Genomic DNA, 23913 nt, shown 5'->3' on the forward strand with positions numbered 1-23913 from the left:
CGGTGGCCGGGTGCGCGGTATGCGGTTTGCGGCAGTGAATACTCGCTGGAGGATCGGTGACCGGGTGCGCGGTATGCGGCAGATCGCCGGGTCGCCGTGAACCCCTCCATGGGGGCTCGGATGCCGCATCCGTGCGGCATACGCCCGGCTAACCTGTCCCCATACCGCACACCCCTTCAGGCTGTAGTGTTGCGGTCCTAAGGCCTCGCTGCGGGATCGGCGGCCGGGTGCAGGGTATTTGGCGCTGTGAGGGCGGATCCGGTGACTCCCGGTGGCGATCACCCGTTAGGGATTATCGTGATGTAATCGCCTACGCTGTTAATCAGTTTATCGTCGCCGGTGAGCAGCGGCAGCCGGTTGTAGTGGGACTGGGCGACAATCAGGCGGTCGAAGGGATCTTCGGAAACGCTTTCTGGCAGATGGGTAACCTCCAGCAGGTGTTCACCGTTGATCGGCAGTTCGAACAGGCCGGCTTCGAACAGGCCCATTCTGAATTGTTCCGGGTCGACGATGAAGCCGGGCTGGTTGAGGCGGCTTTTGATCACCACTTCCCAGATGCTGGCCGCGCTGTACCAGAGGGTTTTATCGGTATCTTCAAGGATGTGGGCCACCGTTGGCGTTAAGCGCGCCGGCGCGTAGGCCATATAGAGCAGTACGTTGGTGTCGATTAAAATATCCATTTATGCGTATTTCCCTGCAAACATTGCCAGAATATCCAGGCTGCCCATTTCGTCAAACCAGGCGGGAACCGCCCCTTTGCCTTTGAGAAAGCCCAGTTTACGTTTGGGTTTTTCAGCCTGTTCAGCCAGAAACCTGATGCCGCGAAACGACGCCGTATCGGCTAAAAAAGGCGCAATAACGCGGGCCAACTCCCGGCTGATGTCATCCCCCTTAAGCTTACGCTTTGCCATGCTTACACCTCCCTGATTGCGGTAATTACAGACACTACCCGCGCCGTGGTTATAAAACCAGCAGCGGTGGACGGTAATTGTGCGAAATGGAATGACCGTTCAGAAAATGGTGTAACTGATGTAAAACAGTAAGGCCGCAGCCGGCCTGTAGCGCATCTGCGGTGGCCGCCACCGGCAACAGAAACAGTTAAGGCGGGGATCACCCTGATGCCAGTCAGTCAGGACTGGCTGGCATTTTTTCCTTTTACTAACGGATGCTTAAAACGCGACTCCTTCCCCCCTCTTGCAGACGATCGTTCCCGTCGCCCCGGCAGTATTACTGGCCGCACTCTTATTTCGGCATCGTTGACCAGCACCGGGATCCGCCCCCAGCCCGCTGAGGGACTGACAGACAACAATGTGTTGCTTTTCTGTCGGGTTCTGTGACCGCCTTAACGGCCAGCTTTGAGAAAAAGCATTTACACACCATCGTGCACAGGGTCAGAGCTGATACCGTTTGCGGCGAAAATAACAGGAGGTTAACGCATGGACGACACTGAAAACCGTTCATATCATCGCCCGATCTGGGATGATAACGGGCGGGTTTATTTCGAGATCCCTTTCCATCCGAAAGAAAAAAATCACGTGGCGGTCTGCCTTAAACCGCCGGACAAAGTGATCCCGGTGATTTTTATTCCGGGGGTGATGGGGTCAAACCTGAAAAATGAGGACGGTGAGGTCTGGCAGTTCAGCGCTCCGTCGCTAAAAAAATGGCCGCTTGCCAACGCAAAAACAAGAAAGCGGCTTCTGGATCCGAAGACCACAACTGTTGACGACAGTGGAGCGATTTTTAACGATGACGTGGACGGGAAAAAATTCCCCTCCCGGCGCGAACGGGGATGGGGAAGCGCGTTTTACAAGAGCTACGGAGAGGCGCTCGACCGGCTGCAGTACCTGCTCAGTGACGACGACATCCTGACGGAAAATCACTTCAGGGAAGTCCAGCAGCAGACGGCGCGACAGCGTTTTACCGGCGTCAGGATAGGCGACGAGCCGGCGGAACAGGTGCTGACGAAAGAAGAAGCGGCACACGGCCACCGGTTTTTATTTCCACTGCACGTTTTTGGTTACAACTGGCTGCAGTCCTGTGCTGATTCGGCAGCAATGCTGGGAACCTTTATCCGCAGCGTGCTGGGACAGTATTACTACCGTCTGGCAGTGAAAAAAGTCATTCTGGTCACCCACTCAATGGGGGGGCTGGTGGCCCGGCACTACTCGGAGAACATGAACGGACGGGAAAATATCCTGGGGATGGTGCACGGCGTGATGCCGGACCTGGGCTCACCAGCAGCGTACCGGCGCATGAAAACCGGCGAGCGCGGCATTACCGGTATGATTATCGGCGACAGCGCAGAAAAGCTGATGCCGGTGCTGGCCCAGTCCCCCGGTCCGTTACAGCTGCTGCCGGGCAGTGCTTATGGCACCGGCTGGCTGAAAATCGAGAGCAGCGGTACCCGGCTGTCCCTGCCGGTGGATAACCCGTATGAGGAAATTTACCTGAACAAAACGGCCTGGTGGCGGCTGTGTGAGCAGGATTTGCTGCTGGGTGATACTGACGGTGAATGGACAGCTTTTCAGGACAGATTACAAGTAGATGTGAAAAAATTTATCGAGGAACTGAACAGCAAATACCATCCGCAGACCTGGCTGTTTTACGGTGCCAGTGCGGACAATCCGTCTGATGCATTCCTGACGTGGAAAGAGCGGATCCCGCCGTACGTGAAGGAGGCGAAGAGGGTCCGGAAGGATTCCGGAGAGCCGCTTGAGCTCTCCCCGTTAAGAACCCATAAGCTGATTTCGGCGGGAACCCCCGGTGACGGCACCGTGCCGGTCACGGCGATCCGCACCTCATCCTCCAGTATTCGGGGCGTGCTGGCGACCGATGTCGATCATGAAGGGGCCTATGCCGCTGACCCCGTGGACCGCTCGCGTTCGGTTTACAGTGACCTGTCAGATGCCCTGGTGTTCACGGTCCGCTCGGTGGTGAAAATCGTGCAGCAGGTGCCGCCTCCATGAAAAAAATCCCGTTTCAGCTGCTTATCCCGCTGGCGATAGTGCTGCTGGCGGCAGGATTCTATATTCACAATTTTGTGACGTTTGTGCATCCGCCACCGGCGTTAACGGACAAGGAAAAACGTATGGTCGATACCCTGTTTGCCACCACCAAAGCCCAGTGCGTGGGGCGCTATGTGTTTGAGGTTCCGGCATCATTCGAAAATACCCTGACGGACCGTGCTCAGATTAATGAGGTGAACATCAGCAGCCAGCGGCTCTACCGTCCGGCGTTCGAGCAGCGTATCGAGCTGCGGGAGCAGAGACTGAAAGACAGCCATACGGTTGATGCTGTAGATCAGCCTTTTCTCAAGCAGGTGTACCGGCTGAGTGAGAATGCTGTGATATTTGACCGAAATAAAAATGAGAGCGCAGCGGGGTTTGGGCGCATTTTGGAAGGGCACCTGTATGTTAATGGGGTGGCGTTTATAATCTCCTCGGAGATAAGGGATGTATCAGACCCCAAATACCAGCAGGACCGCATTGATTATTTGAACGGAGGGATGAGAGAAAATCAACTTAACACTAAGCCCTCAAAACTGGCGGAACTGAAAGATGTAATGTCCCGTCTGAGCGGCCGAAAAAACGATGAAATCCCGACGCAGCCGGGAACCTGTATCTCAGAGGGGTTTATCCGCGACGGCAACGGCAAGCCGAAGGAAGATATTACCTTTGTCTATCCGCACAGCCCGGTTTTTTCTCTGTCGGTGTCTACCAATACTTATCTTGGTGATCCAACGAGTATGCTGGAGCGGAGTCATGAAATTCAGCCTTACCTTACCGAAGTTAAGGCACGGACGCTGCGGAAGGGTAAAACAGAGATAGCCGGCTTTGAGGCTGATGAATGGCTTAACGTCGCGCCGTCAGAAAAATCAGCCGGCAATCCGTCAGCACAGCTACTTTTTAACGTCATCGCCAATGAAAAAATAGTGGATTTCCGACACCCGATTATTGACCTGACATTGAGTAACCATACGCTGCCCCCACCCGCTTACAGCGATGCCGAACTGGTGGAAATATGGGACCGAATCATCCGTTCTTTCCGTCTCAGGAATAATGCATTCTGACCGAAATTTTCTGACAGATGTAAATGATCCTCTTGAGATCCTCTGTTGCTATGCGTAATCATCTTTCCAGAAACGAATCAACCCGCCTCAGGGTGGGTTGATTCGGATTCGTTGAACGGGAAATTTTCTGATCCTTAACCTGTCGGCCTTAGGGATCGTCCCGCCTTTGGCTGTTACGTTTGGTCGAGCCTGGCTGACTTACAGCGCGTGGATCACCACCCACATCGGACCCTGACCGACCGCATAACGGGCCAGCGGCTGCAGCAGCCCTTTTTCAGCGGTGATTCTGTAAACTTCGATATGGTGGGTCTTTTGCCCTGCGGCCACCAGATACTGGCCGCTGTGGTCAATGTTGAAGCCGCGCGGCTGCGTTTCGGTTGGCTGGAAACCTTCGATAGTCAGCGTGGCACCGTCGGCGCTGATGCTGAACGCGGTGATGATGCTGGCGGTACGGTCGCAGGCGTAGAGGAAGCGGCCGTCCGGCGTGATATGGATGTCCGCCGCCCAGCGCGTGTCGCTGAAGCCTTCCGGCATCATATCCAGGCTCTGCACTTTTTCGACGCTGTCGCCGAGGCGCCAGACGTCAACGCTGCTGTCCAGTTCGTTGACGCAGTAGGCGAACTGCTGGTTCGGGTGGAACACCATATGACGCGGGCCGGCACCCGCGGTGGTGGTCACTTCACCCTGCGCGCGCGGGGTCAGTTCACCGTTCTCCGCCAGCGAGAACAGCGCAATGCGGTCCTGCTTCAGCGCGGGCACAAACAGCGTCTGGTTGCTCAGATCGATATTCGCCGAGTGGCAGCCTTCCAGACCTTTGACTACCTGCAGCGGCGCGCCCGGCAGGCCGTCGGCACCGATTGGGCTGACGCTGACGCAGGCGTCATTATAGGAGCCAACGAAGATAAAGCGCCCTTCGCGATCGGTGGAGATATGGGTCGGGCTGCCCGGCAGCGGCGCGTGGCCTGCTTCGGTCAGTTTGCCGTCGGCGGCAATCTTAAACGCCACCACGCGAAAATCCGGACGCACGCCAACGTACAGGAACTGTTTATCCGGGCTGACCACCATCGGCTGAACCTGGCCCGGGGCATCAACCACCTGCAGCAGCGTCAGCGCGCCGTCATCATTCAGATCCCACGCGTGGATCTGCTGGCTTTCCGGGCTGGCGGTATAAACAACTTGTTTCATGAATGCTCCTTGTTAAGAACGGATAATCAGGCCGGTGGCAGCGTCAGGCCACCGTCGGCGGATGGAATGCGGTCGCCGGTTTGTGGCCGGCGTCACAAGGTGTACACTGAGGCGCTGCCCCCCACTTCACAGTTAGTGCCGCCATCACGGCGCGGGCAACGTCTTCTTATCCTGTCAATCACGGAATCTACTATGAGCTATCGCATCATCGCCCTTGATCTGGACGGCACGCTGTTAACGCCGAATAAAACGATTCTCCCCGAATCCCTCGACGCGCTGGCTAAGGCCCGCCAGGCCGGCGTAAAAGTGCTGATCGTGACCGGTCGCCATCACGTGGCTATCCACCCTTTTTATCAGGCGCTGGCGCTCGACACACCTGCTATCTGCTGTAACGGCACCTATTTGTATGATTATCAGGCGAAAAGAGTTATTGAATCCGATCCGCTGCCGAAAGATCAGGCCCGCCGGGTGATCGAAATGCTCGACGAATCGGGCATGCATGGCCTGCTGTACGTTGATGACGCGATGCTCTATCAGGCCGAGACCGGCCACGTTACCCGCACCATTAACTGGGGACTGTCGCTGCCTGAGCATCAGCGCCCGACATTCCTCAAGGTTAACAGCCTGGCAGAGGCGGCCGAATCGGCCACCGCGATCTGGAAGTTTGCGCTGTCCCACGGCGATACCCGCGAGCTGCAACAGTTTGCCGAACGGGTGGAAGCGGAGATGGGGCTGGCCTGCGAATGGTCGTGGCACGATCAGGTGGATATCGCCCGCGCCGGTAACAGCAAGGGCAAACGCCTGCAGCGCTGGGTGGAAGCCAACGGCTACCGGATGAGCGATGTGATCGCCTTTGGCGATAATTATAACGATCTCAGCATGCTGGAAACCGTCGGGCTGGGCGTGGCGATGGGCAACGCCGACGATGCCATCAAGGCGCGTGCCGGACGGGTGATCGGCACCAACCTCGAGCCGGGCATCGCCGAGACGCTGTACCGCGAAGTGCTGTAATCAGGGCGCGATCGCCACGCTCTTAATCTGCGCGTAGAGCCACATCTTCGGCTTGATCATCAGCTCATCGCGCGCCCACGGGGTGATACGCGCCCACAGCTCGCTCTGGCCGATCTGCAGCTTGACCTCCACCTGATGGTCGATGTCCAGCATCTCCACCACCTGCGCCGGGATCGCGTTACGGATGCTGCTGTTCACCGGCGGCTGCAGGATCAGCGAGACGTCCGCCGCCTGAATGCGGATGCGCAGCGGCGACCGCAGCGGCGCGTTGACCCGGCTGACCCAGATATGCTGGTCGCCGAGCGACAGCGCGGTCATTTCATAGTGCGGGTGCTGCTCCAGCACCTGCACCCGCAGCAGGCTGCTCTGCTCGGCGCGGGGCAGCCACGGCCGCATCACGCTGCTGGCCCACACCTTTTCCAGCGGACCAAACGCCTTTACCCCGCCTTTATCCAGCACCAGCACGTTGTCTGCCAGCTGCAGCAGCTCGTCGAGGCTGTGGCTGACGTAGAGGATCGGGATATTCACCTGTTTTGCCAGCGCCTGCAGATAGGGCAGCAGCTCGCGCTTGCGCGGCAGATCGAGCGAGGCCAGCGGTTCGTCCATCAGCAGAATTTCCGGCGCGGTGAGCAGCGCGCGGCCGATCGCCACCCGCTGTTTCTCACCGCCGGAGAGCGTCCACGGAAAGCGGTTCAGCAGCGGCTCAATGCCCAGCAGCTGCACCAGCGCGTCAAACTGTGGCCGCATCGCTTTTGCCATGCCGTACTGCAGGTTGCCGCGCACCCGGTAGTGCGGGAACAGCCGCGCGTCCTGGAAGACGTAGCCCACGCGCCGCTTCTCCGGCGGCAGCCATACGCCCTGTTCAGCGTCGCTCAGCACCCGGCCGTTCAGCGTAATGCTGCCCTGCTGCGGAACGGTCAGGCCACCGATGGCGTTGATCAGTGAGGTTTTACCGGCACCGGAGACGCCGAATACGGCGGTAATCCCCTGCCCCGGCAGGCTGGCCTGCACGCTGAGCAGATGATCGCCCTGCTGCTGGCTGAAATCGAGTTCTAACATCCGAGACCTAAGCGTTTGCGACCCCAGCGGGTCAGCCATTCAGAAAGTAACAGGGAGACCAGCGCCAGCACGATGGCGATGACGCACAGCCGCGCCGCGGCGCCTTCCGCGCCCGGCGTTTCAATCAGGGTATACATCGCCGAGGGGAGCGTGCGCGTCTCGCCGGGGATGTTGGAAACAAAGGTGATGGTGGCACCGAACTCGCCCAGCGAACGGGCGAAGGCCAGCACCGTGCCGACGATAATCCCCGGCAGGGTCAGCGGCAGGGTGATGGTGAAGAACACCCGCCAGCGACCGGCACCGAGGGTACGGGCCGCCTGCTCCAGTTTAGTATCCACCGCTTCCAGCGCCAGGCGGATCGCCCGCACCATCAGCGGGAAGGCGATCACCGCCGACGCCAGCGCGGCACCGCGCCAGCTGAAGGCGAAACTGAAGCCAAACCAGTCATACAGGTACTCGCCAATCACGCCCCGGCGGCCAAACCCCAGCAGCAGCAGGTACCCCACCACCACCGGCGGCAGCACCAGCGGCAGGTGGATCAGGCTGTCGAGCAGGGTTTTACCGGGAAACTGGCGACGTACCAGGATCCATGCCATCAGGATCCCAAACGGCAGACTACAGGCGACGGCAACCACCGACACTTTCAGGCTGAGCGCGACCGCCTGCCATTCGGGTTCACTGAGTAACATCATGACTTAGGCGTAAATCCATATTTTTTGAAAATGACCGCGGCCTGCGGCCCTTTCAGGTAGTTGTAGAAATCGGTGACGCTGGCGTTGTTATGGTCTCTGACCACCGCCATCGGGTACTCCACCGGCTTGTGGCTGTCGGCCGGGAAGGTGCCGACCACCGTCACCTTCTGGCTGGCTACCGCATCCGATCCGTAAACGATGCCGTACGGGGTTTCATCGCGTTCCACCAGCGCCAGCGCCGCGCGTACGCTGTTGCTGCGCGCCATCAGCGGAGAGAGTTCATCCCAGGCACCCAGCTTTTGCAACGCTTCTTTGGCATAGATGCCTGCCGGCACGTGGTCCGGGTCGCCTACCGCCAGCCGCTGGCCTTTCAGCAGGCTCTTCCAGTCGGTGGTTTTGCTGATGCTGACCGGCTGCGGTTTCGCCGCGGTCGGGGCCACCAGCACCAGCTCATTACCCAGCAGGGTGAAGCGGGTGGCCACCTCGACGCTCTTTTTATCCACGGCGTAGTCCATCCACTGCTGGTCGGCCGAGATAAACAGGTCGGCCGGCGCCCCCTGCTCAATCTGCCGCGCCAGCGTTGAGGAGGAGGCAAACGAGGAGACGATCTTCACCGTTTTGCCCTGTTCGTACTGCGTGGCAATATCCTGCAGCGCGTTGGTCAGCGAAGCCGCCGCAAACACGGTGATGTTATCCGCAGCCAGCGCGTGGCCGGTGCTGCCGAAGGTCAGGGCCGCCGCGGCCAGCAGATGATTCCATTTTACAGACATGCTTTTCTCCAGAGAGGGGTGAGCGTTATTTACTTGATAATATAACGATGCATGCCTGCGACGTCACAGGAAATATCGGCAGAGCAGGTCTGAAGTTTAGGGGCGGTGGAAAAACGTCGAAAAGGAAAAGAAACTGAGCACCCACCCGCGTGCAGACGTCACCCTGCTGGCAGATGAAAGAGTACCATCAGGCAGGAACCCGTTCCGGCAGGAAAAACGAAGAGATTAACGTAGCGGAGGGAGAAGGAATCGCGGGCCACAAGGCCTGCTCAAAAGCAAACGCCCGGCAGAGCCGGGCGCGGAAAAACAGGGTTTACTGGCGGTTTTTCGCCGGCTGGTCGTTGCGGTGACCCACTTTCGAGATCACGTTAAAGACTTCGCCCAGGCCGTAAATCAGGCCAAGGATAATCGCCATCACCACAGGAACCATCAGGATCGCTATGGCCAGGCCTTTCAGTAACTCCAGCATGGCAGCCTCATTTTGCTGAACAAAGAAGCCATTGTAGCGGCTGTCAGTAAGATTACACTGACCTTTTGTGCCTTCGTGCTGTTTTTATTCCCCGCCCACGCCCGCCTGCAACTGGTACACTCTTCCCCACGCTAGGTTAAGCCCGGAGAATGCCATGCAGGCCGATATTTCCCTGATCCTGAAGTTACAACAGCGGCTGTTTGCCGATCCGCGCCGCATCGAACTGTTAAAGCAGGTGCAGGCCAGCGGCTCGATCAGCCAGGGGGCGAAACTGGCCGGGATCAGCTACAAAAGCGCGTGGGATGCGATTAACGAGATGAACCAGCTGGCGGACCGCACGCTGGTGGAGCGGGCCACCGGCGGCAAAGGCGGCGGCGGCGCGGTGGTCACCGACTACGGCGAACGCCTGCTGCAGCTCTACGCGCTGCTGGAACAGATCCAGCAGAAGGCGTTTGACGTGCTGCAGGACGGGGTGCCCCCGGGCAGCCTGCTCGGGGCCATCGCCCGTTTTTCGCTGCAGACCAGCGCCCGCAATCAGTTTTTTGGCACGGTGGTGGCCCGCGATGCGCAGCCGGTGCAGCAGCACGTGGAGATTGAGCTGGCCGACGGTCAGACCCGCATCCGGGTGGCGCTGACCGAACACAGCGCCAACCGCCTGCAGCTGGCGGCGGGTAAAGAGGTGCTGGTGCTGATTAAAGCGCCGTGGATTGAGCTGAGCCGCGATGCGCCGGAACAGTTACAGGCGGATAACCGGCTGGCCGGCCAGGTGACCCAGATCCTCCGGGGGGAGAGCCACAGCGAGGTGCTGATCGCCCTGCCTGGCGGAGAGACGCTGTGTGCCACGGTCAGCAACCCGCGGGTTGAGCAGCTAAAACTGCAGGCGGATGTGCCGGTGACAGCATATTTTAATGCTGATAAGGCGATCGTCGCGACGCTGCTCTGAATCCTCTGGCGCAATTTGACATCACGGCAGCGCAGGACGTTAATACCCTTGTGATGCATAAAATGGAATGAATAATGTCGACATTGCAGATTACGCAAGGCATCTTTCGCCTTAGCGCGACCCGAACCCTGAACCTGAACGATCTCACCCTGCGCGCCGGCGAAAGCTGGGCGGTGGTCGGTGCCAACGGCAGCGGCAAGTCGTCGCTGGCAAAAGCCCTCTCCGGCGAGCTGCCGGCGGAAAAAGGCCGGGTCAGCAGCCAGTTCCAGCGCCCGGCCCGCCTGTCGCTGGAGCAGCTGCAGAAGCTGGTGGCCGACGAGTGGCAGCGCAACAACACCGATATGCTCAGCGCGGATGAGGACGATACCGGCCTGACCGCCGCCGAAATTATCCAGCAGGAGGTGCGCGATGCAGAGCGCTGCCGCGCGCTGGCGGCACGCTTTGGTATTGAAGCACTGCTGGATCGCCGCTTTAAGTACCTCTCCACCGGCGAAACGCGCAAGACCCTGCTGTGCCAGGCGCTGATGGCGCAGCCCGACCTGCTGATCCTCGATGAGCCCTTTGACGGGCTGGACGTTGATTCGCGCGCCAACCTCGCCAGCGTGCTGGGTGAGCTGCAGCAGCCGGGCTTCAGCCTGGTGCTGGTGCTGAACCGTTTTGACGATATCCCCGGGTTTATCAGCCAGGTCGGCGTGCTGGCCGAATGTACGCTGACCCACAGCGGGCCGCGCGAGGCGATTCTGCAGCAGGCGCTGGTCGCCCAGCTGGCGCACAGCGAGCAGCTGGCCGGGATGACCCTGCCGGAGCCCGATGACGCCAGCGCCATTCCAACGCTGGCGGACGCAGAGCCACGGGTGGTGCTGAAGGACGGCGTGGTAGCCTACAACGACCGGCCGATCCTCAACCACCTCAGCTGGCAGGTGGATCGCGGCCAGCACTGGCAGATCGTCGGCCCGAACGGTGCCGGTAAATCGACCCTGCTCAGCCTGGTGACCGGCGACCACCCGCAGGGCTACAGCAATGACCTGACGCTGTTCGGCCGCCGTCGCGGCAGCGGGGAAACCATCTGGGATATTAAGCAGCATATCGGCTACGTCAGCAGCAGCCTGCACCTGGAGTACCGGGTCAGCAGCAGCGTGCGCAACGTGGTGATCTCCGGCTATTTCGATTCGATCGGTATTTATCAGGCGGTCTCGGACCGGCAGATCATGCTGGCTAACCAGTGGCTGGATCTGCTGGGGATGCAGGCCCAGGCGAACGCGCCGTTCCACGATCTGTCGTGGGGCCAGCAGCGGCTGGTGCTGATCGCCCGTGCGCTGGTGAAACACCCGGCGCTGCTGATCCTCGATGAACCGCTGCAGGGGCTGGATCCAATCAACCGCCTGCTGGTCAGGCGTTTTGTCGACGTGCTGATCGGCGAAGGCCGCACCCAGCTGCTGTTTGTCTCGCATCATGCCGAGGATGCACCGCAGAGCATCACCCACCGGCTGAGCTTTGTGGCGGAAGGTGACGGTTACGGGTACCTGCAGGAGACGCTGTAACCTGAACAATGCGGCTTGCGGGAAGACGGCAGATGAAACAATCCCGGGCGCTGAACTCTCTCAGCGGCCGGGCTAAATTTGTGCCGCCTGTGCAATTCGCCTGTGGAAAGAGGGGAGTTAAGGGAGTGATCTTCCAACAGCGTATCTCTTTAGCCCCCTATCGGGTGTTCTGCAACTTTACATAGCTATCGATATACTCAGCGGTGGCCCCGACATCCATGCCGTCAGAGAGCGGAACCCGCAGTGCCCTGACGTCGGGGTCGCCAGACTTCTCCTCAAACCTGTCAGGCCATTTTTTCATATCTCCCCAGGGTTATCCTTCCTCAGCCCTGCGCAGTCGCTCCTGTCCCCCCATTACGCAACGCACACACCTCCCGCCTCCCGAAGAGCATTGACAGAGGCTGGTGTAATCGTTACCACAATTTACACAACACAGGCTGACCCCTTCGCGACTAAAGGTTATATTTACTGCCTGACATGCAGAAAAAATCAGTGTAAACGATTCCATTTTTTCCAACCCGATCACGCTTTCTGCCCGGTCAGTGTGCTATTTTTCTTTCAGGCTTATTGCATCAGAAGGTGACTCAACCCCATGGAAAAATTTAACCCGGTCGATCATCCCCATCGCCGCTACAACCCGCTGACCGATCAGTGGGTGCTGGTCTCCCCTCACCGCGCCAAACGGCCGTGGCAGGGCGCGCAGGAAACCCCTTCGCAGGAAAAACTGCCGGCGCACGATCCCGACTGCTTCCTGTGCCCGGGCAATACGCGGGTGACCGGTGATAAAAACCCGGACTATAAAACCACCTACGTGTTTACCAACGATTTTGCCGCGCTGATGACCGACACGCCGGACGCGCCGCAGAGCGAGGATATGCTGATGCGCTGTGAGAGCGCGCGCGGCACCAGCCGGGTGATCTGCTTCTCGCCGGACCACAGCAAAACGCTGCCGGAGCTGACGCTGGACGGGCTGGTGGCGGTAGTGAAAACCTGGCAGGAGCAAACCGCCGAGCTGGGGCAGACCTACCCGTGGGTACAGGTGTTTGAGAACAAGGGCGCGGCGATGGGCTGCTCCAATCCGCACCCGCACGGCCAGGTGTGGGCCAACAGCTTCCTGCCGAACGAAGTCAGGCGCGAAGACGATTTGCAGCGCACCTACTATGCAAAGCACGGCTCGCCGATGCTGGTTGACTACAGCGCCCGCGAACGGCAGGACGGCAGCCGCACGGTGGTGGAAACCGAACACTGGCTGGCGGTGGTCCCCTGGTGGGCGGCGTGGCCGTTTGAAACGCTGCTGCTGCCGAAAGCGCACGTTAAGCGCCTGACCGACCTGAACGACGCGCAGCGTGACGATCTGGCGCTGGCGCTGAAAAAGCTCACCAGCCGCTATGATAACCTGTTCCAGTGCTCGTTCCCCTATTCGATGGGCTGGCACGGCGCGCCGTTTACCGAAGACGCCGGCGATCACTGGCAGCTGCACGCCCACTTCTATCCGCCGCTGCTGCGTTCCGCCACGGTGCGTAAATTTATGGTCGGCTATGAAATGATGGCCGAAACCCAACGTGACTTAACGGCGGAGCAGGCGGCTGAACGCCTGCGCGCCGTCAGCGATATTCACTTCCGCGAGACCGAGACCGGAGACCAGGCATGAGCTTAAAGAGCACCACCCAACAGATTTTTAACGACCAGTTCGGCTACGCCGCCGGCTACAGCATCCAGGCTCCGGGCCGCGTTAACCTGATCGGCGAACACACCGACTACAACGACGGCTTCGTGCTGCCGTGCGCGATTGATTATCAGACGGTGATCGCCTGCAGCCCGCGCGATGACCGTCAGGTGCGGGTCATTGCCGCCGACTACGACAATCAGCAGGACAGCTTCTCGCTGGACGCCGCCATTACCAGCCACCCTGAATATATGTGGGCCAACTATGTGCGCGGCGTGGTGAAGCACCTGCTGACCCGCGCGGACTTTGGCGGTGCCGATCTGGTGATTAGCGGCAACGTGCCGCAGGGCGCGGGCCTGAGCTCGTCCGCCTCGCTGGAGGTGGCGGTGGGCACCGTGTTCCGCGAACTCTATCAGCTGCCGGTAGACGGCGCGGCGATCGCGGTTAACGGTCAGGAAGCGGAGAACCAGTTCGTCGGCTGTAACTGCGGCATTATGGATCAGCTGATTTCAGCGCTGGGCGAGAAAGACCACGCCATGCTGCTCGACTGCCGCACCCTCGGCACGCGTGCGGTGCCGGTGCCGGAAGATATCGCGGTGGTGATTATTAACTCCAACTTCCGCCGCAGCCTGGTAGGCAGCGAGTACAACACCCGCCGCGAACAGTGCGAAGCCGGTGCGGCGTTCTTTGGTAAAACCTCGCTGCGCGACGTAACGCTGAGCGAGTTCACCGAACGCGGGCAGCAGCTGGATCCGCTGGTCGCCAAACGCGTGCGCCACGTGCTGACCGAAAACGCCCGCACCCTGGAAGCAGCCGACGTGCTGGCGCGTGGCGACCTGGCACGGATGGCGGTGCTGATGGCGGAATCCCATGCGTCGATGCGCGATGATTTTGAAATCACCGTCCCGGCCATCGACCAGCTGGTGGAGATCGTGAAAGCGACGGTGGGCGAACGTGGCGGCGTGCGGATGACCGGCGGCGGCTTCGGCGGCTGCATCGTGGCGCTGATGCCGCTGGCGCTGGTGGACGACGTGAAGGCCGCCGTCGCCGCGCAGTATGAAGCGCAGACCGGCATCAAAGAGACCTTCTACGTCTGCAAAGCCTCTCCAGGAGCCGGACTATGCTAAAACCTGATTCACACGCCCCGGACGGGGCCGCCTGGCGCATCACCGTGCTGCGCAACGGCAACGGTATGGTGGCGACCTTTATGGACTGGGGTGCCACCTGGCTCTCCGCCCGCGTGCCGATGGGCGACGGCACGGTGCGTGAGGCGCTGCTTGGCTGCGCCACGCCGTCCGACTATCTGCAGCAGTCGGCCTACCTGGGTGCCACGGTGGGCCGTTACGCCAACCGCATCGCTAACGCACGCCTTGAGCTGAACGGTGAGGCGATTGCGCTGAGCGCCAATCAGGGGCCGCACCAGCTGCACGGTGGCCCGGACGGCTTCCACAACCGCCGCTGGCAGATCGTCTGCCAGAGCGACAGCGAAGTGGAGTACCGGCTGGACTCGCCGGACGGCGACCAGGGCTTCCCCGGCACGCTGCTGGTGTCGCTGCGCTACCGGCTGGAGGAGGACAATACGCTGTCGATCGCTTATCAGGCTACCGTCGATCGCGCCTGCCCGGTCAGTCTGACCAACCACGCCTACTTTAACCTCGATGCCGATCACGGCGATGCCCGCCAGCACCGGCTGCAGCTCAACGCCGATCGCTATCTGCCGGTGGACAGTGAAGGCATCCCTAACGCGGCGCTGAAAGCGGTCGCGGGAACCTCTTTTGATTTCCGCGCCGCCAAAACCCTGGCAGAAGATTTCCTGCAGGATGCGGATCAGCAGGCGGTAAAAGGCTACGATCACGCCTTCCTGCTCAACCAGGACGATGCCCGCCCCGCCGCCACCCTGTGGTCTGCCGACGGCAGGCTGCAGCTGGAGGTGTTTACCACCGCCCCGGCGCTGCAGCTGTACAGCGGCAACTACCTGGCCGGTACGCCGGCGCGCGAGCACGACGTCTATGCCGCACACCAGGGCATCGCGCTGGAGAGCGAGTTTTTACCGGATTCGCCGAACCATCCGGAGTGGCCGCAGCCCGACTGCTGGCTGCAGCCTGCTGAAACGTATCAGTCCGAGACGCGCTACCGGTTGACGCCAGTTTGATAAAACGCAGGAAAATCGTGCAACGCGCGCGTGACGGGCTTACGCGCCGGGCGGATTTCCGCTATGGTAATGCACATTGTTAATTGCCTCTGGCCCGGCCCGGCAGTTTACCGATTACCATTATCATTGAAACGTAAGTGTTATTAAGGAGTTAAGCTATGGCAGTAACTAAGCTGGTTCTGGTGCGTCACGGCGAAAGCCAGTGGAACAATGAAAACCGTTTCACCGGTTGGTACGATGTGGAGCTGTCAGACGCAGGCCGTCAGGAAGCGAAAGCCGCGGGTCAGTTGCTGAAAGACGAAGGTTTCACCTTCGATTTCGCTTACACCTCGGTGCTTAAGCGTGCCATCCATACTCTGTGGAATATCCTCGACGAAGTTGACCAGGCGTGGCTGCCGGTTGAGAAGTCCTGGCGCCTGAACGAGCGTCACTACGGTGCGCTGCAGGGTCTGGATAAAGCGGAAACCGCGGCGAAGTACGGTGACGAGCAGGTAAAACTGTGGCGTCGCGGCTTTGCGGTAACCCCACCAGAGCTGGATCGTGCCGATGAGCGTTTCCCTGGCCACGATCCGCGCTACGCGGCGCTGACCGCAGAGCAGCTGCCAACCACCGAAAGCCTGGCGCTGACTATCGACCGCGTGCTGCCTTACTGGAACGAGTCGATCCTGCCACGCATGAAGAACGGTGAGAAAGTGCTGATCGCTGCTCACGGTAACTCCCTGCGCGCGCTGGTGAAATACCTGGATAACCTGAGCGAAGACGAGATCCTCGAGCTGAATATCCCGACTGCGTCACCGCTGGTGTATGAGTTCGACGAGAACTTCAAGCCGATTAAACGTTACTATCTGGGTGATGCTGAGGCGATCGCTGCAAAAGCCGCAGCCGTAGCGAACCAGGGTAAAGCGAAGTAAGCTGGAAAAACCCGCCTCAAGGCAGGGTGCAGGCTGAAAGCTTTACTGCAAAAAAAACCCGCCATATGGCGGGTTTTTTATTGCCTGCAACACCGGTAACCGACGCCGTCAGCCGCGGCGCGCACGTACCGCCGCCGCCAGCTGGCGCAGTACGGTTTCAGTGTCTTCCCAGCCGATGCAGCCGTCGGTGACGCTTTTGCCGTAGACCAGCGGTTCGCCGCTCTCCAGGTTCTGGTTGCCTTCCACCAGATGGCTTTCGATCATCACGCCGATAATCGCATCATCACCCGCCGCGATCTGCTGTGCCACGTCGGTTGAGACGTCCAGCTGCTTTTTGAACTGCTTGCTGCTGTTAGCGTGGCTGAAGTCGATCATCACCTGAGTCGGCAAACCGGCCTTCTCCAGCCCGGTCTTCACCGCGCTGACGTGATGGGCGCTGTAGTTCGGCTCTTTGCCGCCGCGCAGAATGATGTGGCAGTCGCCGTTGCCGCTGGTTTCAACAATCGCCGAGTGGCCCCACTTGGTGACCGACAGGAAGCAGTGCGGCGCGCTGGCGGCACCGATGGCGTCGATCGCTACCTTAATGGTACCGTCGGTGCCGTTCTTAAAGCCCACCGGGCAGGAGAGGCCGGAAGAGAGTTCGCGGTGCACCTGCGACTCGGTGGTGCGCGCGCCAATTGCGCCCCAGCTCATCAGATCGGCCACGTACTGCGGGGTGATCATATCGAGGAACTCGCCCGCCGCCGGCAGGCCGCTGTCGTTGATATCCAGCAGCAGTTTACGCGCGATGCGCAGCCCATCATTAATCCGGAAGCTGCCGTCCATATGCGGATCGTTAATCAGGCCTTTCCAGCCGACGGTGGTACGCGGTTTTTCAAAGTAGACGCGCATTACCACTTCCAGGTCACCCTGTAATTCCTGACGCAGGCTCAGCAGACGCTGCGCGTACTCTTTTGCCGCCACGGTGTCGTGAATCGAACACGGGCCAATCACCACCAGCAGGCGGTCATCCTGTTTTTTAAGAATATTGGAAATTGCCTGGCGGGCGAGGGAGACCGTCTGCGCCGCGTTGTCCGTTGCGGGGAATTTCTCCAGCAGCGCGACCGGGGGTAAAAGTTCTTTTATCTCTTTGATTCTTAAGTCATCGTTCTGATAAGTCATAATCATTCCAGTTCATTTTATCGCCCTCCTGCACGTCGGGCATATCACCGCCAATTTATCGTGAGTGCCGGGGGCTGTAAATCGTCTTTCCCCCGACATTGCCTGGGTGACGTTGATTTTCTGTATCCCTCTACTACACTTTTAATCGTTAGCACTTTAAATGAACGCATTTGCATCATTTATGATTGGCATTCGTCTATTTTTTAGAGTTTTTATTTGTCAGCAGCAGAAATCCTTTCCGAATCTTTTTATCAGATTTAATCGGGCCACCTTCAATACTAATGGAGTTTAACGATGAATAAGTTCGCAATCGTATTTCTTACCGCAGCAATGACCCTGGGCAGCGGCGCGGCGATGGCCGCCGATTCCGGCAGTAATAATGGCTCTGCCAACGCGGCGGCCGATGCCGGCGCGGTTGCTCCGGGTGCTAAAAGCCATCTGCAGCCTAACGGCGTGGATAACAGTAAGATTAACACCGGTGAAAGCGGCACGCCGGCTACCGGCACCACCAGCGGCAGCGACATGAGCGCCACTGAAGTTCACAAAAATACCGAGTGTAAAGACGGTAAGTGTCCGGACATCAATAATAAAGTGGGTGACGACGCCAACCACAAAACCGACGGTACGACTCACTAAGCCGTCAGTGAACGTTCGGGGAAGCAGCCGCTTCCCCGGGCAGACAACGCTTTTTATCTTTAAACCCCGCTATTTTCTATATTCTTCCGTTCTTCCGTTCTTCCGTTCTTCCGTTCTTCCGTTCTTCCGTTCTTCCGTTCTTCAGCATCCCTGTGAGCAGAGCATCACCTGGCAAGCTCTGTCCGAACTCCTCGCAGATATTACGGCCAGCCATTACGCGATCATTTCTACCCTCGGTGGTGCAGATTTATTGATATCATTAGGCTATCGCCCGATAACCCCACCGGACCCCCATGGCACACTCGCATTCTGACCACAGCGCGCCTCATCAACATCAGGCAGAGGAGGGCAACCGCTCGCGCCTGCTGGCCGCCTTTATCGTTACCGCCGTGTATATGCTGGCCGAAATCATCGGCGGCGTGCTCTCCGGCTCGCTGGCGCTGCTGGCCGACGCCGGCCATATGCTTACCGACGCTGCGGCCCTGCTAATGGCGCTGCTGGCCCTGCAGCTGGCGCGACGAAAGCCCAACAGCCGCCATACCTTCGGCCTGCTGCGTCTGACTACGCTGGCCGCCTTTGTGAATGCGCTGGCGCTGCTGGTGATTACCGTACTGATCGTCTGGGAAGCCGTGCAGCGATTTGCTCATCCACAGCCGGTGGCAGGCGGCGCGATGCTGGTGATTGCCGCAGGCGGCCTGCTGGCTAACCTGCTGTCATTCTGGCTGCTGCACCGCGGCAGCGCGGAGAAAAACCTCAACGTGCGGGCGGCGGCGCTGCACGTAATGGGCGATCTGCTGGGATCGGTCGGGGCGATTGCCGCTGCGCTGATAATTCTGTTTACCGGCTGGACCCCCGCCGACCCGATCCTGTCGGTGCTGGTCTCTCTGCTGGTGCTGCGCAGCGGCTGGCGCTTAATCCGTGAGAGCAGCCACGAGCTGCTGGAAGGCGCGCCGCAGGAGATCGACGTGGAGAAACTGCAGCGCACGCTGACGCTTCATATACAGGAGGTGCGTAACGTACACCACGTGCACCTGTGGCAGGTAGGCGAGAAGCCGGTGATTACCCTGCACGTGCAGGTGATCCCACCGCACGACCACGATGCGCTGCTGGCGCGTATTCACCGCCATCTGCAGCAGCACTACCAGATTGAGCACGCCACGGTGCAGATGGAGTATCAGCGCTGCGAGGGCGAACGCTGTGATATGCAGTGGATTGCCGGCGGTGGTGGCGGACACGGGCATCATCACTGATGCACCGCATCGCCCTCTGCCGAATGGCGCCCTTTACCGCCGGCCAGCTCTGCGGCAGATAACGGCTTCACTGCAGGGGCAGAGCCGCCTTCACCCCCCTCGCGGCAATGCCCGGGATAGGTGCCCCGGTTCACCGTGAGGAGGGTGAGGTCGCCGTCGGTTTAACGCGCGGTGCGTGCGCTCTTAATCCAGAGCCAGGCACCGTTCAGCGCGATCAGGGTGAGGATCGCGTATTCAACCGCCATCGCGTAGACGCCCTGACGGGCGAAAATCACCACGCTAATCAGGTTTACCACCAGCCACAGCAGCCAGTTTTCAACGTATTTACGCGTCATCAGGATCATCGCCACAATCGACAGCACCATCATGCACGAATCCCAGAACGGGGACGCATCCGGCTGGAGCTGCGGCATCACGACATTCAGGCCCATCCCCTGCATCAGCATCACCGCCGTGTGAGTAAGGAAACTAAATACCGGATCGATAAAGCGCGTCATCAGCGCGATGGCCACAATACAGGCAGCGCCCCAGCCCAGCGCTTTCGGCAGCGGCAGCCAGCGGATTTTCAGCGCCAGCTGATTATCGCTGGTCTGGCGGCTCCACGCGTACCAGCCGTAAATGTTGGCGACGAAGAAGAACAGCTGCAGCAGCAGGCTGGCATAGAGCTGGATCTGGAAGAAGATCACCGCAAACAGGGTGACGTTAAGCAGCCCGAAGGCGTAGTTGGCAATCTTCTCCCGGCTGGCCAGCCAGATGCAGAGCAGGCCGGCAAGCGTACCGATGGCTTCGATCCACGACAGATCGTAACCACCGGCACCAAGAGGGATGTGAACCAGAATATTTGACGTGCTGAAAAAGTCCATTTGGGCACCTGTGTAGCGGGCGGTGGCAGTCAGGCGTTGCCTTTTACCCGGAGTTTTAGTTGTGCTGCAAAGGTTAGCATACGATCCAGCGGGATCAATGCCGCCTGGCGCAGCGCCTCCTCAACGTGGATCTCATGCTCTGCGCCCCCCTGTTCCAGCCCATCGGCAATCGCCTTCAGGCCGTTCATCGCCATCCACGGGCAGTGGGCACAGCTGCGACAGGTGGCCCCTTCCCCGGCGGTCGGCGCTTCCAGCAGCTCTTTGTCCGGGCAGGCCTGCTGCATTTTGTAGAAGATGCCGCGATCGGTGGCGACGATCATCTGCCGCTGCGGCAGCCGCTGTGCGGCCTGGATCAGCTGGCTGGTCGATCCCACCGCGTCGGCCAGGTCGACAATCGCCTGCGGCGACTCCGGGTGGACCAGCACCGCCGCCTCGGGATAAAGCTGCTTCATCTGCCGCAGCGCCTGGGTTTTAAACTCGTCGTGGACGATACAGGCCCCCTGCCAGCACAGCACGTCCGCGCCGCTTTTGCGGGTGACGTACTGGCCAAGGTGGCGGTCCGGTGCCCAGATGATCTTCTCGCCGAGGCCGTCGAGGTGCTCGATCAGCTCCACCGCGATACTGGAGGTGACCACCCAGTCAGCGCGCGCTTTTACCGCCGCCGAGGTGTTGGCGTAGACCACCACCGTGCGGTCCGGATGGGCATCACAGAAGGCGCTGAATTCTTCAATCGGGCAGCCGAGATCCAGCGAACACTCCGCCTGTAGCGTCGGCATCAGGATGGTTTTTTCCGGGCTGAGGATTTTGGCGGTTTCCCCCATAAAACGCACCCCGGCCACCAGCAACGTTGACGCCGAATGCTGGCTGCCAAAGCGTGCCATCTCCAGCGAGTCCGAAACGCAGCCACCGGTCTCTTCTGCCAGCGCCTGAATCTCCGGGTCGGTGTAGTAATGTGCCACCAGCACCGCATTGCGTTCTTTCAGCAGGCGTTTGATTTTCTCACGGTAAAACACCTTTTCATCGGCGGTGAGCCGGGCGGGTTTCGGCGGGAAAGGATAAATGGCATCATCAGGGCTAAACATCAGGCTCATATCACAACTCTCGTTTCTTCAACTTAACCGAATTCGCCGTAAAAGCCGTGTTGCGCGACTCATTCGGCTGGTTTGTTTTATATGCTAAACACGATAGCTGAAAAAGAGACCAGTGTCGCTGGATTTCTCGTCAGAATGTTATGATTTTGTGAGCGTCAGCTGAAGCGGTTCTTCCGCCCACAGCTGGGCGCTTTCTCTGCGCAGCAGGAAGGCTTTGGTATCAAGGCCACCGGCGAAACCGGTCAGTTTACCGTTAGCACCGATCACCCGGTGGCAGGGAGTGATGATCGAGATTGGATTGCGGCCATTCGCCGCTCCCACCGCCCGCACGGCGCTCGGGTTGCCAATCTGCTGTGCGATCTGCGCATAGCTGCGGGTTTCGCCGTAGGGGATGGTGAGCAGCGCGGCCCACACCTGTTTCTGAAAGTCGGTGCCGACAAAGTCCAGCGCCAGACTAAAGTCCTGCCGTTCACCGGCAAAGTATTCCCGCAGCTGGCGTTCGGTCTCCAGCAGAATGGCATGCTGCCGGTCTTCAGCCTGCGGCAAAAAACGGGTACGTTTAGGGTCATCATTTTCCCACAGCACCGCCACCAGCGCGCGCTCTGTCGCCACCAGTTTGAGTTCGCCGACCGGGGAGTCGATCAGGTTGAAAGAGTAGGTCATCGTGGTTCTCCTGGTTTACCTGCCTGCGCAGTGATTATGCGCTTTTACCCGGCCATCACTGGCCGTTTGCGGACAGCATAATAAAATAAGTTCGATGTCCGCAAACGGCCAGTGTCAGCACCGCAAACGGATTAACGTGGATCACCTTAGCTTAACGGGGCACCTTCTATGATCGATCCGGCCAGCGCCTATCTGGCGCTCACCTCGCGCGACGCACGTTTTGATGGCGTGTTCTATGTCGGCGTGACCTCCACCGGCATCTACTGTCGCCCGGTCTGCCCGGTAAAACCACCGCACGCGCAGAACTGCCGCTTTTTTGCCAGCGCGGAAGCGGCCGAGAAGGCCCATTTCCGTCCCTGCCTGCGCTGCCGCCCCGAGCTGGCACCGGGTAACGCCCCGGTCGATCGCGGTTCGCTGATTGCGGAGCGGCTGATGCAGCGCATCGACGAAGGGCTGGCCGAGCAGGTCGACTCGCTGGAGGCGATTGCCGCCCAGTTTGAGCTCAGCCTGCGCCAGCTGCGGCGCATCGTCCAGCAGCAGCTCGGCGTTTCCCCGCAGGAGCTGCGCCAGACCCGCCGCCTGCTGCTAGCCAAGCAATTGTTAAGCGAGACGTCGCTGCCGATCACCGAGATCGCCTTCGCCAGCGGGTTCAGCAGCCTGCGCCGCTTTAACGCCGCGTTCAGCAGCCAGTATCGCATGCCGCCCAGCCGTCTGCGCCGGTCGCTGAGCGCAAAGCCGCACAGCGGTCAGCCGGGCGACAGCTCCACGCTGTTGCTAAGTTACCGCCCGCCTTACGACTGGACGGCCATGCTCGACTTCCTGCGGCTGCGTGCGCTGGCGGGCGTGGAGTATGTGGATGCCGACAGTTACGCCCGTACGGTGCGTCTGGGGGCCTGTCGCGGCTGGATCAGGGTGACCGCCGCCGCGAAAACGCACGCGCTTAACGTAGAGTTCAGCCACTCACTGACGCCGGTGCTGCCGACGCTGCTGCGGCGGTTGCGCAATCTGTTCGACCTCAGCGCCCGCCCGGATCTGATTACCGATCATCTGAGCCAGGATCCGCTGCTGGCGGCGGTGGTGCAGGCGCACCCGGGCTTACGGGTGCCGGGGGCCTTTGACGGCTTTGAGATGGCGGTTCGGGCAATACTCGGACAGCAGATTACCGTGAAGGCGGCCACCACGCTCGGTGGGCGTTTTGTCGGCGCGTTTGGCGAAGCGATCGACACGCCGCTGCCGCAGCTGACCCGGCTCTCACCGCTGGCCGCTACCGTGGCCGGTTGTACTCTCGATCAGATTGCCAGCCTCGGCATTATCAGCGCACGCAGCCGTACCATCCTGGCGCTGGCTGTGGCCTGTGACACCGGCGAGTTGCAGCTGGATACCGGCAGCCAGCCAGACCACACCACGGCTCTGCTGCTGCAGTTGCCGGGCGTAGGTGACTGGACGGCACAGTATCTTGCTATGCGCGCGCTACGCTGGCCTGACGCCTTTCCTGCGGGGGATATCGTGGTACGGAATAATCTGGGTGGCCTGACGACCAAACAGGCGGAGGCGCGCTCTCAGACATGGCGTCCATGGCGCAGCTATGCGGTGATGCATATCTGGAAGAGTCTGGGGAAAGGGTGACACAACACCCTGGCCGATTTTAGTGGTTGTATCCGGAAACGAAAAAAGCGCCTTACAGGCGCTTTTTTTCTGAATTTGGTGGGTCGTGCAGGATTCGAACCTGCGACCAATTGATTAAAAGTCAACTGCTCTACCAACTGAGCTAACGACCCGAT

General features: G+C 59.9%; 23 protein-coding genes and 1 tRNA gene. 12 read left to right on the top strand and 12 right to left on the bottom strand.

Translation table 11 applies throughout. The annotated features are described in order from the left end of the window. Nucleotides 1–278 precede the first annotated feature (278 nt). Both GKQ23_RS17155 and GKQ23_RS17160 read right to left on the bottom strand, forming a co-directional pair. Nucleotides 279–680, bottom strand: a complete 402-nt coding sequence (locus GKQ23_RS17155) for a type II toxin-antitoxin system VapC family toxin (protein ID WP_212408973.1) — start codon at nt 678–680, stop codon at nt 279–281. Continuing rightward, nucleotides 681–911: a hypothetical protein gene (locus GKQ23_RS17160; protein WP_056237146.1), complete on the bottom strand. Its 231-nt coding sequence runs from the start codon at nt 909–911 to the stop codon at nt 681–683. 525 nt (nt 912–1436) lie between these two features. Between GKQ23_RS17160 and GKQ23_RS17165 the strand changes: the two genes are divergently transcribed. Beyond that, nucleotides 1437–2966, top strand: coding sequence for a triacylglycerol lipase (locus GKQ23_RS17165; protein WP_212408974.1), 1530 nt, complete (start codon nt 1437–1439; stop codon nt 2964–2966). Beyond that, nucleotides 2963–4069, top strand: a complete 1107-nt coding sequence (locus GKQ23_RS17170; protein ID WP_212408975.1) for a T6SS immunity protein Tli4 family protein — start codon at nt 2963–2965, stop codon at nt 4067–4069. The genes GKQ23_RS17165 and GKQ23_RS17170 overlap by 4 nt, the downstream gene beginning before the upstream one ends. Nucleotides 4070–4267: 198 nt before the next feature. Here GKQ23_RS17170 and pgl read toward each other — a convergent pair whose 3' ends face one another. Beyond that, on the bottom strand, nt 4268–5254 hold the full coding sequence (gene pgl / locus GKQ23_RS17175) for a 6-phosphogluconolactonase (RefSeq protein WP_212408976.1): 987 nt from the start codon (nt 5252–5254) through the stop codon (nt 4268–4270). Nucleotides 5255–5446: 192 nt separating this feature from the next. Between pgl and GKQ23_RS17180 the strand changes: the two genes are divergently transcribed. Next, nucleotides 5447–6265: a pyridoxal phosphatase gene (locus GKQ23_RS17180; protein ID WP_101506217.1), complete on the top strand. Its 819-nt coding sequence runs from the start codon at nt 5447–5449 to the stop codon at nt 6263–6265. Here GKQ23_RS17180 and modC read toward each other — a convergent pair whose 3' ends face one another. The 4 genes from modC to GKQ23_RS17200 all read right to left on the bottom strand — a co-directional run bounded on the left by modC (nt 6266) and on the right by GKQ23_RS17200 (nt 9255). Further along, complete coding sequence (gene modC, locus GKQ23_RS17185) at nt 6266–7324, bottom strand: molybdenum ABC transporter ATP-binding protein ModC (RefSeq protein WP_212408977.1); 1059 nt, start codon at nt 7322–7324, stop codon at nt 6266–6268. Then, nucleotides 7318–8013 (bottom strand): molybdate ABC transporter permease subunit, encoded by a 696-nt coding sequence (gene modB / locus GKQ23_RS17190; RefSeq protein WP_101506220.1) that lies wholly within the window; start codon nt 8011–8013, stop codon nt 7318–7320. Before modB ends, modC begins: the two co-directional genes overlap by 7 nt. Next, nucleotides 8013–8786, bottom strand: a complete 774-nt coding sequence (gene modA / locus GKQ23_RS17195; protein ID WP_212408978.1) for a molybdate ABC transporter substrate-binding protein — start codon at nt 8784–8786, stop codon at nt 8013–8015. The genes modB and modA overlap by 1 nt, the downstream gene beginning before the upstream one ends. A 313-nt stretch (nt 8787–9099) precedes the next feature. Continuing rightward, nucleotides 9100–9255, bottom strand: coding sequence for an AcrZ family multidrug efflux pump-associated protein (locus GKQ23_RS17200; protein WP_101506214.1), 156 nt, complete (start codon nt 9253–9255; stop codon nt 9100–9102). A gap of 154 nt (nt 9256–9409) precedes the next feature. Here GKQ23_RS17200 and modE point away from each other — a divergent pair, with 154 nt between their 5' ends. From modE to gpmA, 6 genes are all read left to right on the top strand, one after another. Continuing rightward, a complete protein-coding gene (modE, locus tag GKQ23_RS17205) occupies nt 9410–10198 on the top strand; it encodes a molybdenum-dependent transcriptional regulator (protein ID WP_212408979.1) in 789 nt (262 codons plus the stop codon). Between the two features lie 74 nt (nt 10199–10272). After that, entirely contained in the window at nt 10273–11739 is a 1467-nt protein-coding gene (gene modF, locus GKQ23_RS17210) for a molybdate ABC transporter ATP-binding protein ModF (RefSeq protein WP_212408980.1), read from the top strand. A 592-nt stretch (nt 11740–12331) separates the two neighbouring features. Further along, nucleotides 12332–13390 (top strand): galactose-1-phosphate uridylyltransferase, encoded by a 1059-nt coding sequence (galT, locus tag GKQ23_RS17215; protein WP_212408981.1) that lies wholly within the window; start codon nt 12332–12334, stop codon nt 13388–13390. Next, complete coding sequence (gene galK, locus GKQ23_RS17220; RefSeq protein ID WP_212408982.1) at nt 13387–14532, top strand: galactokinase; 1146 nt, start codon at nt 13387–13389, stop codon at nt 14530–14532. Before galT ends, galK begins: the two co-directional genes overlap by 4 nt. Beyond that, complete coding sequence (galM, locus tag GKQ23_RS17225) at nt 14526–15557, top strand: galactose-1-epimerase (RefSeq protein WP_212408983.1); 1032 nt, start codon at nt 14526–14528, stop codon at nt 15555–15557. Before galK ends, galM begins: the two co-directional genes overlap by 7 nt. A gap of 158 nt (nt 15558–15715) precedes the next feature. Next, nucleotides 15716–16468 carry a 2,3-diphosphoglycerate-dependent phosphoglycerate mutase gene (gene gpmA / locus GKQ23_RS17230; RefSeq protein WP_212408984.1) on the top strand — a complete coding sequence of 251 codons (753 nt, stop codon included), beginning with the start codon at nt 15716–15718 and terminating at the stop codon, nt 16466–16468. 108 nt (nt 16469–16576) lie between these two features. Here the strand turns inward: gpmA and aroG are convergent, their stop codons facing one another. Next, nucleotides 16577–17629: a 3-deoxy-7-phosphoheptulonate synthase AroG gene (aroG, locus tag GKQ23_RS17235; RefSeq protein ID WP_212408985.1), complete on the bottom strand. Its 1053-nt coding sequence runs from the start codon at nt 17627–17629 to the stop codon at nt 16577–16579. A 294-nt stretch (nt 17630–17923) separates the two neighbouring features. Here aroG and GKQ23_RS17240 point away from each other — a divergent pair, with 294 nt between their 5' ends. Next, nucleotides 17924–18265 (top strand): protein YbgS, encoded by a 342-nt coding sequence (locus GKQ23_RS17240; RefSeq protein WP_056239806.1) that lies wholly within the window; start codon nt 17924–17926, stop codon nt 18263–18265. Nucleotides 18266–18558: 293 nt separating this feature from the next. Beyond that, nucleotides 18559–19515 (top strand): CDF family zinc transporter ZitB, encoded by a 957-nt coding sequence (zitB, locus tag GKQ23_RS17245; protein ID WP_212408986.1) that lies wholly within the window; start codon nt 18559–18561, stop codon nt 19513–19515. A 161-nt stretch (nt 19516–19676) separates the two neighbouring features. Here zitB and pnuC read toward each other — a convergent pair whose 3' ends face one another. From pnuC to GKQ23_RS17260, 3 genes are all read right to left on the bottom strand, one after another. After that, nucleotides 19677–20378, bottom strand: coding sequence for a nicotinamide riboside transporter PnuC (gene pnuC, locus GKQ23_RS17250; protein ID WP_212408987.1), 702 nt, complete (start codon nt 20376–20378; stop codon nt 19677–19679). A gap of 29 nt (nt 20379–20407) precedes the next feature. Then, complete coding sequence (nadA, locus tag GKQ23_RS17255) at nt 20408–21469, bottom strand: quinolinate synthase NadA (protein ID WP_212408988.1); 1062 nt, start codon at nt 21467–21469, stop codon at nt 20408–20410. 138 nt (nt 21470–21607) lie between these two features. Next, nucleotides 21608–22132, bottom strand: a complete 525-nt coding sequence (locus tag GKQ23_RS17260) for a methylated-DNA--[protein]-cysteine S-methyltransferase (protein ID WP_212408989.1) — start codon at nt 22130–22132, stop codon at nt 21608–21610. A gap of 168 nt (nt 22133–22300) precedes the next feature. Between GKQ23_RS17260 and GKQ23_RS17265 the strand changes: the two genes are divergently transcribed. After that, nucleotides 22301–23758 carry a DNA-3-methyladenine glycosylase 2 gene (locus tag GKQ23_RS17265; protein ID WP_212408990.1) on the top strand — a complete coding sequence of 486 codons (1458 nt, stop codon included), beginning with the start codon at nt 22301–22303 and terminating at the stop codon, nt 23756–23758. A 76-nt stretch (nt 23759–23834) separates the two neighbouring features. Here the strand turns inward: GKQ23_RS17265 and GKQ23_RS17270 are convergent. Next, a tRNA-Lys gene (locus GKQ23_RS17270) sits at nt 23835–23910 on the bottom strand. Between the last annotated feature and the right edge of the window lie 3 nt (nt 23911–23913).

Origin of the sequence: Erwinia sp. E602 (genome assembly GCF_018141005.1) — a bacterium.
Taxonomy (GTDB): domain Bacteria; phylum Pseudomonadota; class Gammaproteobacteria; order Enterobacterales; family Enterobacteriaceae; genus Erwinia.

Excerpts from the sequence above, each read along its gene's own strand:
- GKQ23_RS17155 (WP_212408973.1), bottom strand. The coding sequence starts at position 680 with ATGGATATTTTAATCGACACCAACGTACTGCTCTATATGGCCTACGCG.
- GKQ23_RS17160 (WP_056237146.1), bottom strand. The coding sequence starts at position 911 with ATGGCAAAGCGTAAGCTTAAGGGGGATGACATCAGCCGGGAGTTGGCC.
- GKQ23_RS17165 (WP_212408974.1), top strand. The coding sequence starts at position 1,437 with ATGGACGACACTGAAAACCGTTCATATCATCGCCCGATCTGGGATGAT.
- GKQ23_RS17170 (WP_212408975.1), top strand. The coding sequence starts at position 2,963 with ATGAAAAAAATCCCGTTTCAGCTGCTTATCCCGCTGGCGATAGTGCTG.
- pgl (WP_212408976.1), bottom strand. The coding sequence starts at position 5,254 with ATGAAACAAGTTGTTTATACCGCCAGCCCGGAAAGCCAGCAGATCCAC.
- GKQ23_RS17180 (WP_101506217.1), top strand. The coding sequence starts at position 5,447 with ATGAGCTATCGCATCATCGCCCTTGATCTGGACGGCACGCTGTTAACG.
- modC (WP_212408977.1), bottom strand. The coding sequence starts at position 7,324 with ATGTTAGAACTCGATTTCAGCCAGCAGCAGGGCGATCATCTGCTCAGC.
- modB (WP_101506220.1), bottom strand. The coding sequence starts at position 8,013 with ATGTTACTCAGTGAACCCGAATGGCAGGCGGTCGCGCTCAGCCTGAAA.
- modA (WP_212408978.1), bottom strand. The coding sequence starts at position 8,786 with ATGTCTGTAAAATGGAATCATCTGCTGGCCGCGGCGGCCCTGACCTTC.
- GKQ23_RS17200 (WP_101506214.1), bottom strand. The coding sequence starts at position 9,255 with ATGCTGGAGTTACTGAAAGGCCTGGCCATAGCGATCCTGATGGTTCCT.
- modE (WP_212408979.1), top strand. The coding sequence starts at position 9,410 with ATGCAGGCCGATATTTCCCTGATCCTGAAGTTACAACAGCGGCTGTTT.
- modF (WP_212408980.1), top strand. The coding sequence starts at position 10,273 with ATGTCGACATTGCAGATTACGCAAGGCATCTTTCGCCTTAGCGCGACC.
- galT (WP_212408981.1), top strand. The coding sequence starts at position 12,332 with ATGGAAAAATTTAACCCGGTCGATCATCCCCATCGCCGCTACAACCCG.
- galK (WP_212408982.1), top strand. The coding sequence starts at position 13,387 with ATGAGCTTAAAGAGCACCACCCAACAGATTTTTAACGACCAGTTCGGC.
- galM (WP_212408983.1), top strand. The coding sequence starts at position 14,526 with ATGCTAAAACCTGATTCACACGCCCCGGACGGGGCCGCCTGGCGCATC.
- gpmA (WP_212408984.1), top strand. The coding sequence starts at position 15,716 with ATGGCAGTAACTAAGCTGGTTCTGGTGCGTCACGGCGAAAGCCAGTGG.
- aroG (WP_212408985.1), bottom strand. The coding sequence starts at position 17,629 with ATGACTTATCAGAACGATGACTTAAGAATCAAAGAGATAAAAGAACTT.
- GKQ23_RS17240 (WP_056239806.1), top strand. The coding sequence starts at position 17,924 with ATGAATAAGTTCGCAATCGTATTTCTTACCGCAGCAATGACCCTGGGC.
- zitB (WP_212408986.1), top strand. The coding sequence starts at position 18,559 with ATGGCACACTCGCATTCTGACCACAGCGCGCCTCATCAACATCAGGCA.
- pnuC (WP_212408987.1), bottom strand. The coding sequence starts at position 20,378 with ATGGACTTTTTCAGCACGTCAAATATTCTGGTTCACATCCCTCTTGGT.
- nadA (WP_212408988.1), bottom strand. The coding sequence starts at position 21,469 with ATGAGCCTGATGTTTAGCCCTGATGATGCCATTTATCCTTTCCCGCCG.
- GKQ23_RS17260 (WP_212408989.1), bottom strand. The coding sequence starts at position 22,132 with ATGACCTACTCTTTCAACCTGATCGACTCCCCGGTCGGCGAACTCAAA.
- GKQ23_RS17265 (WP_212408990.1), top strand. The coding sequence starts at position 22,301 with ATGATCGATCCGGCCAGCGCCTATCTGGCGCTCACCTCGCGCGACGCA.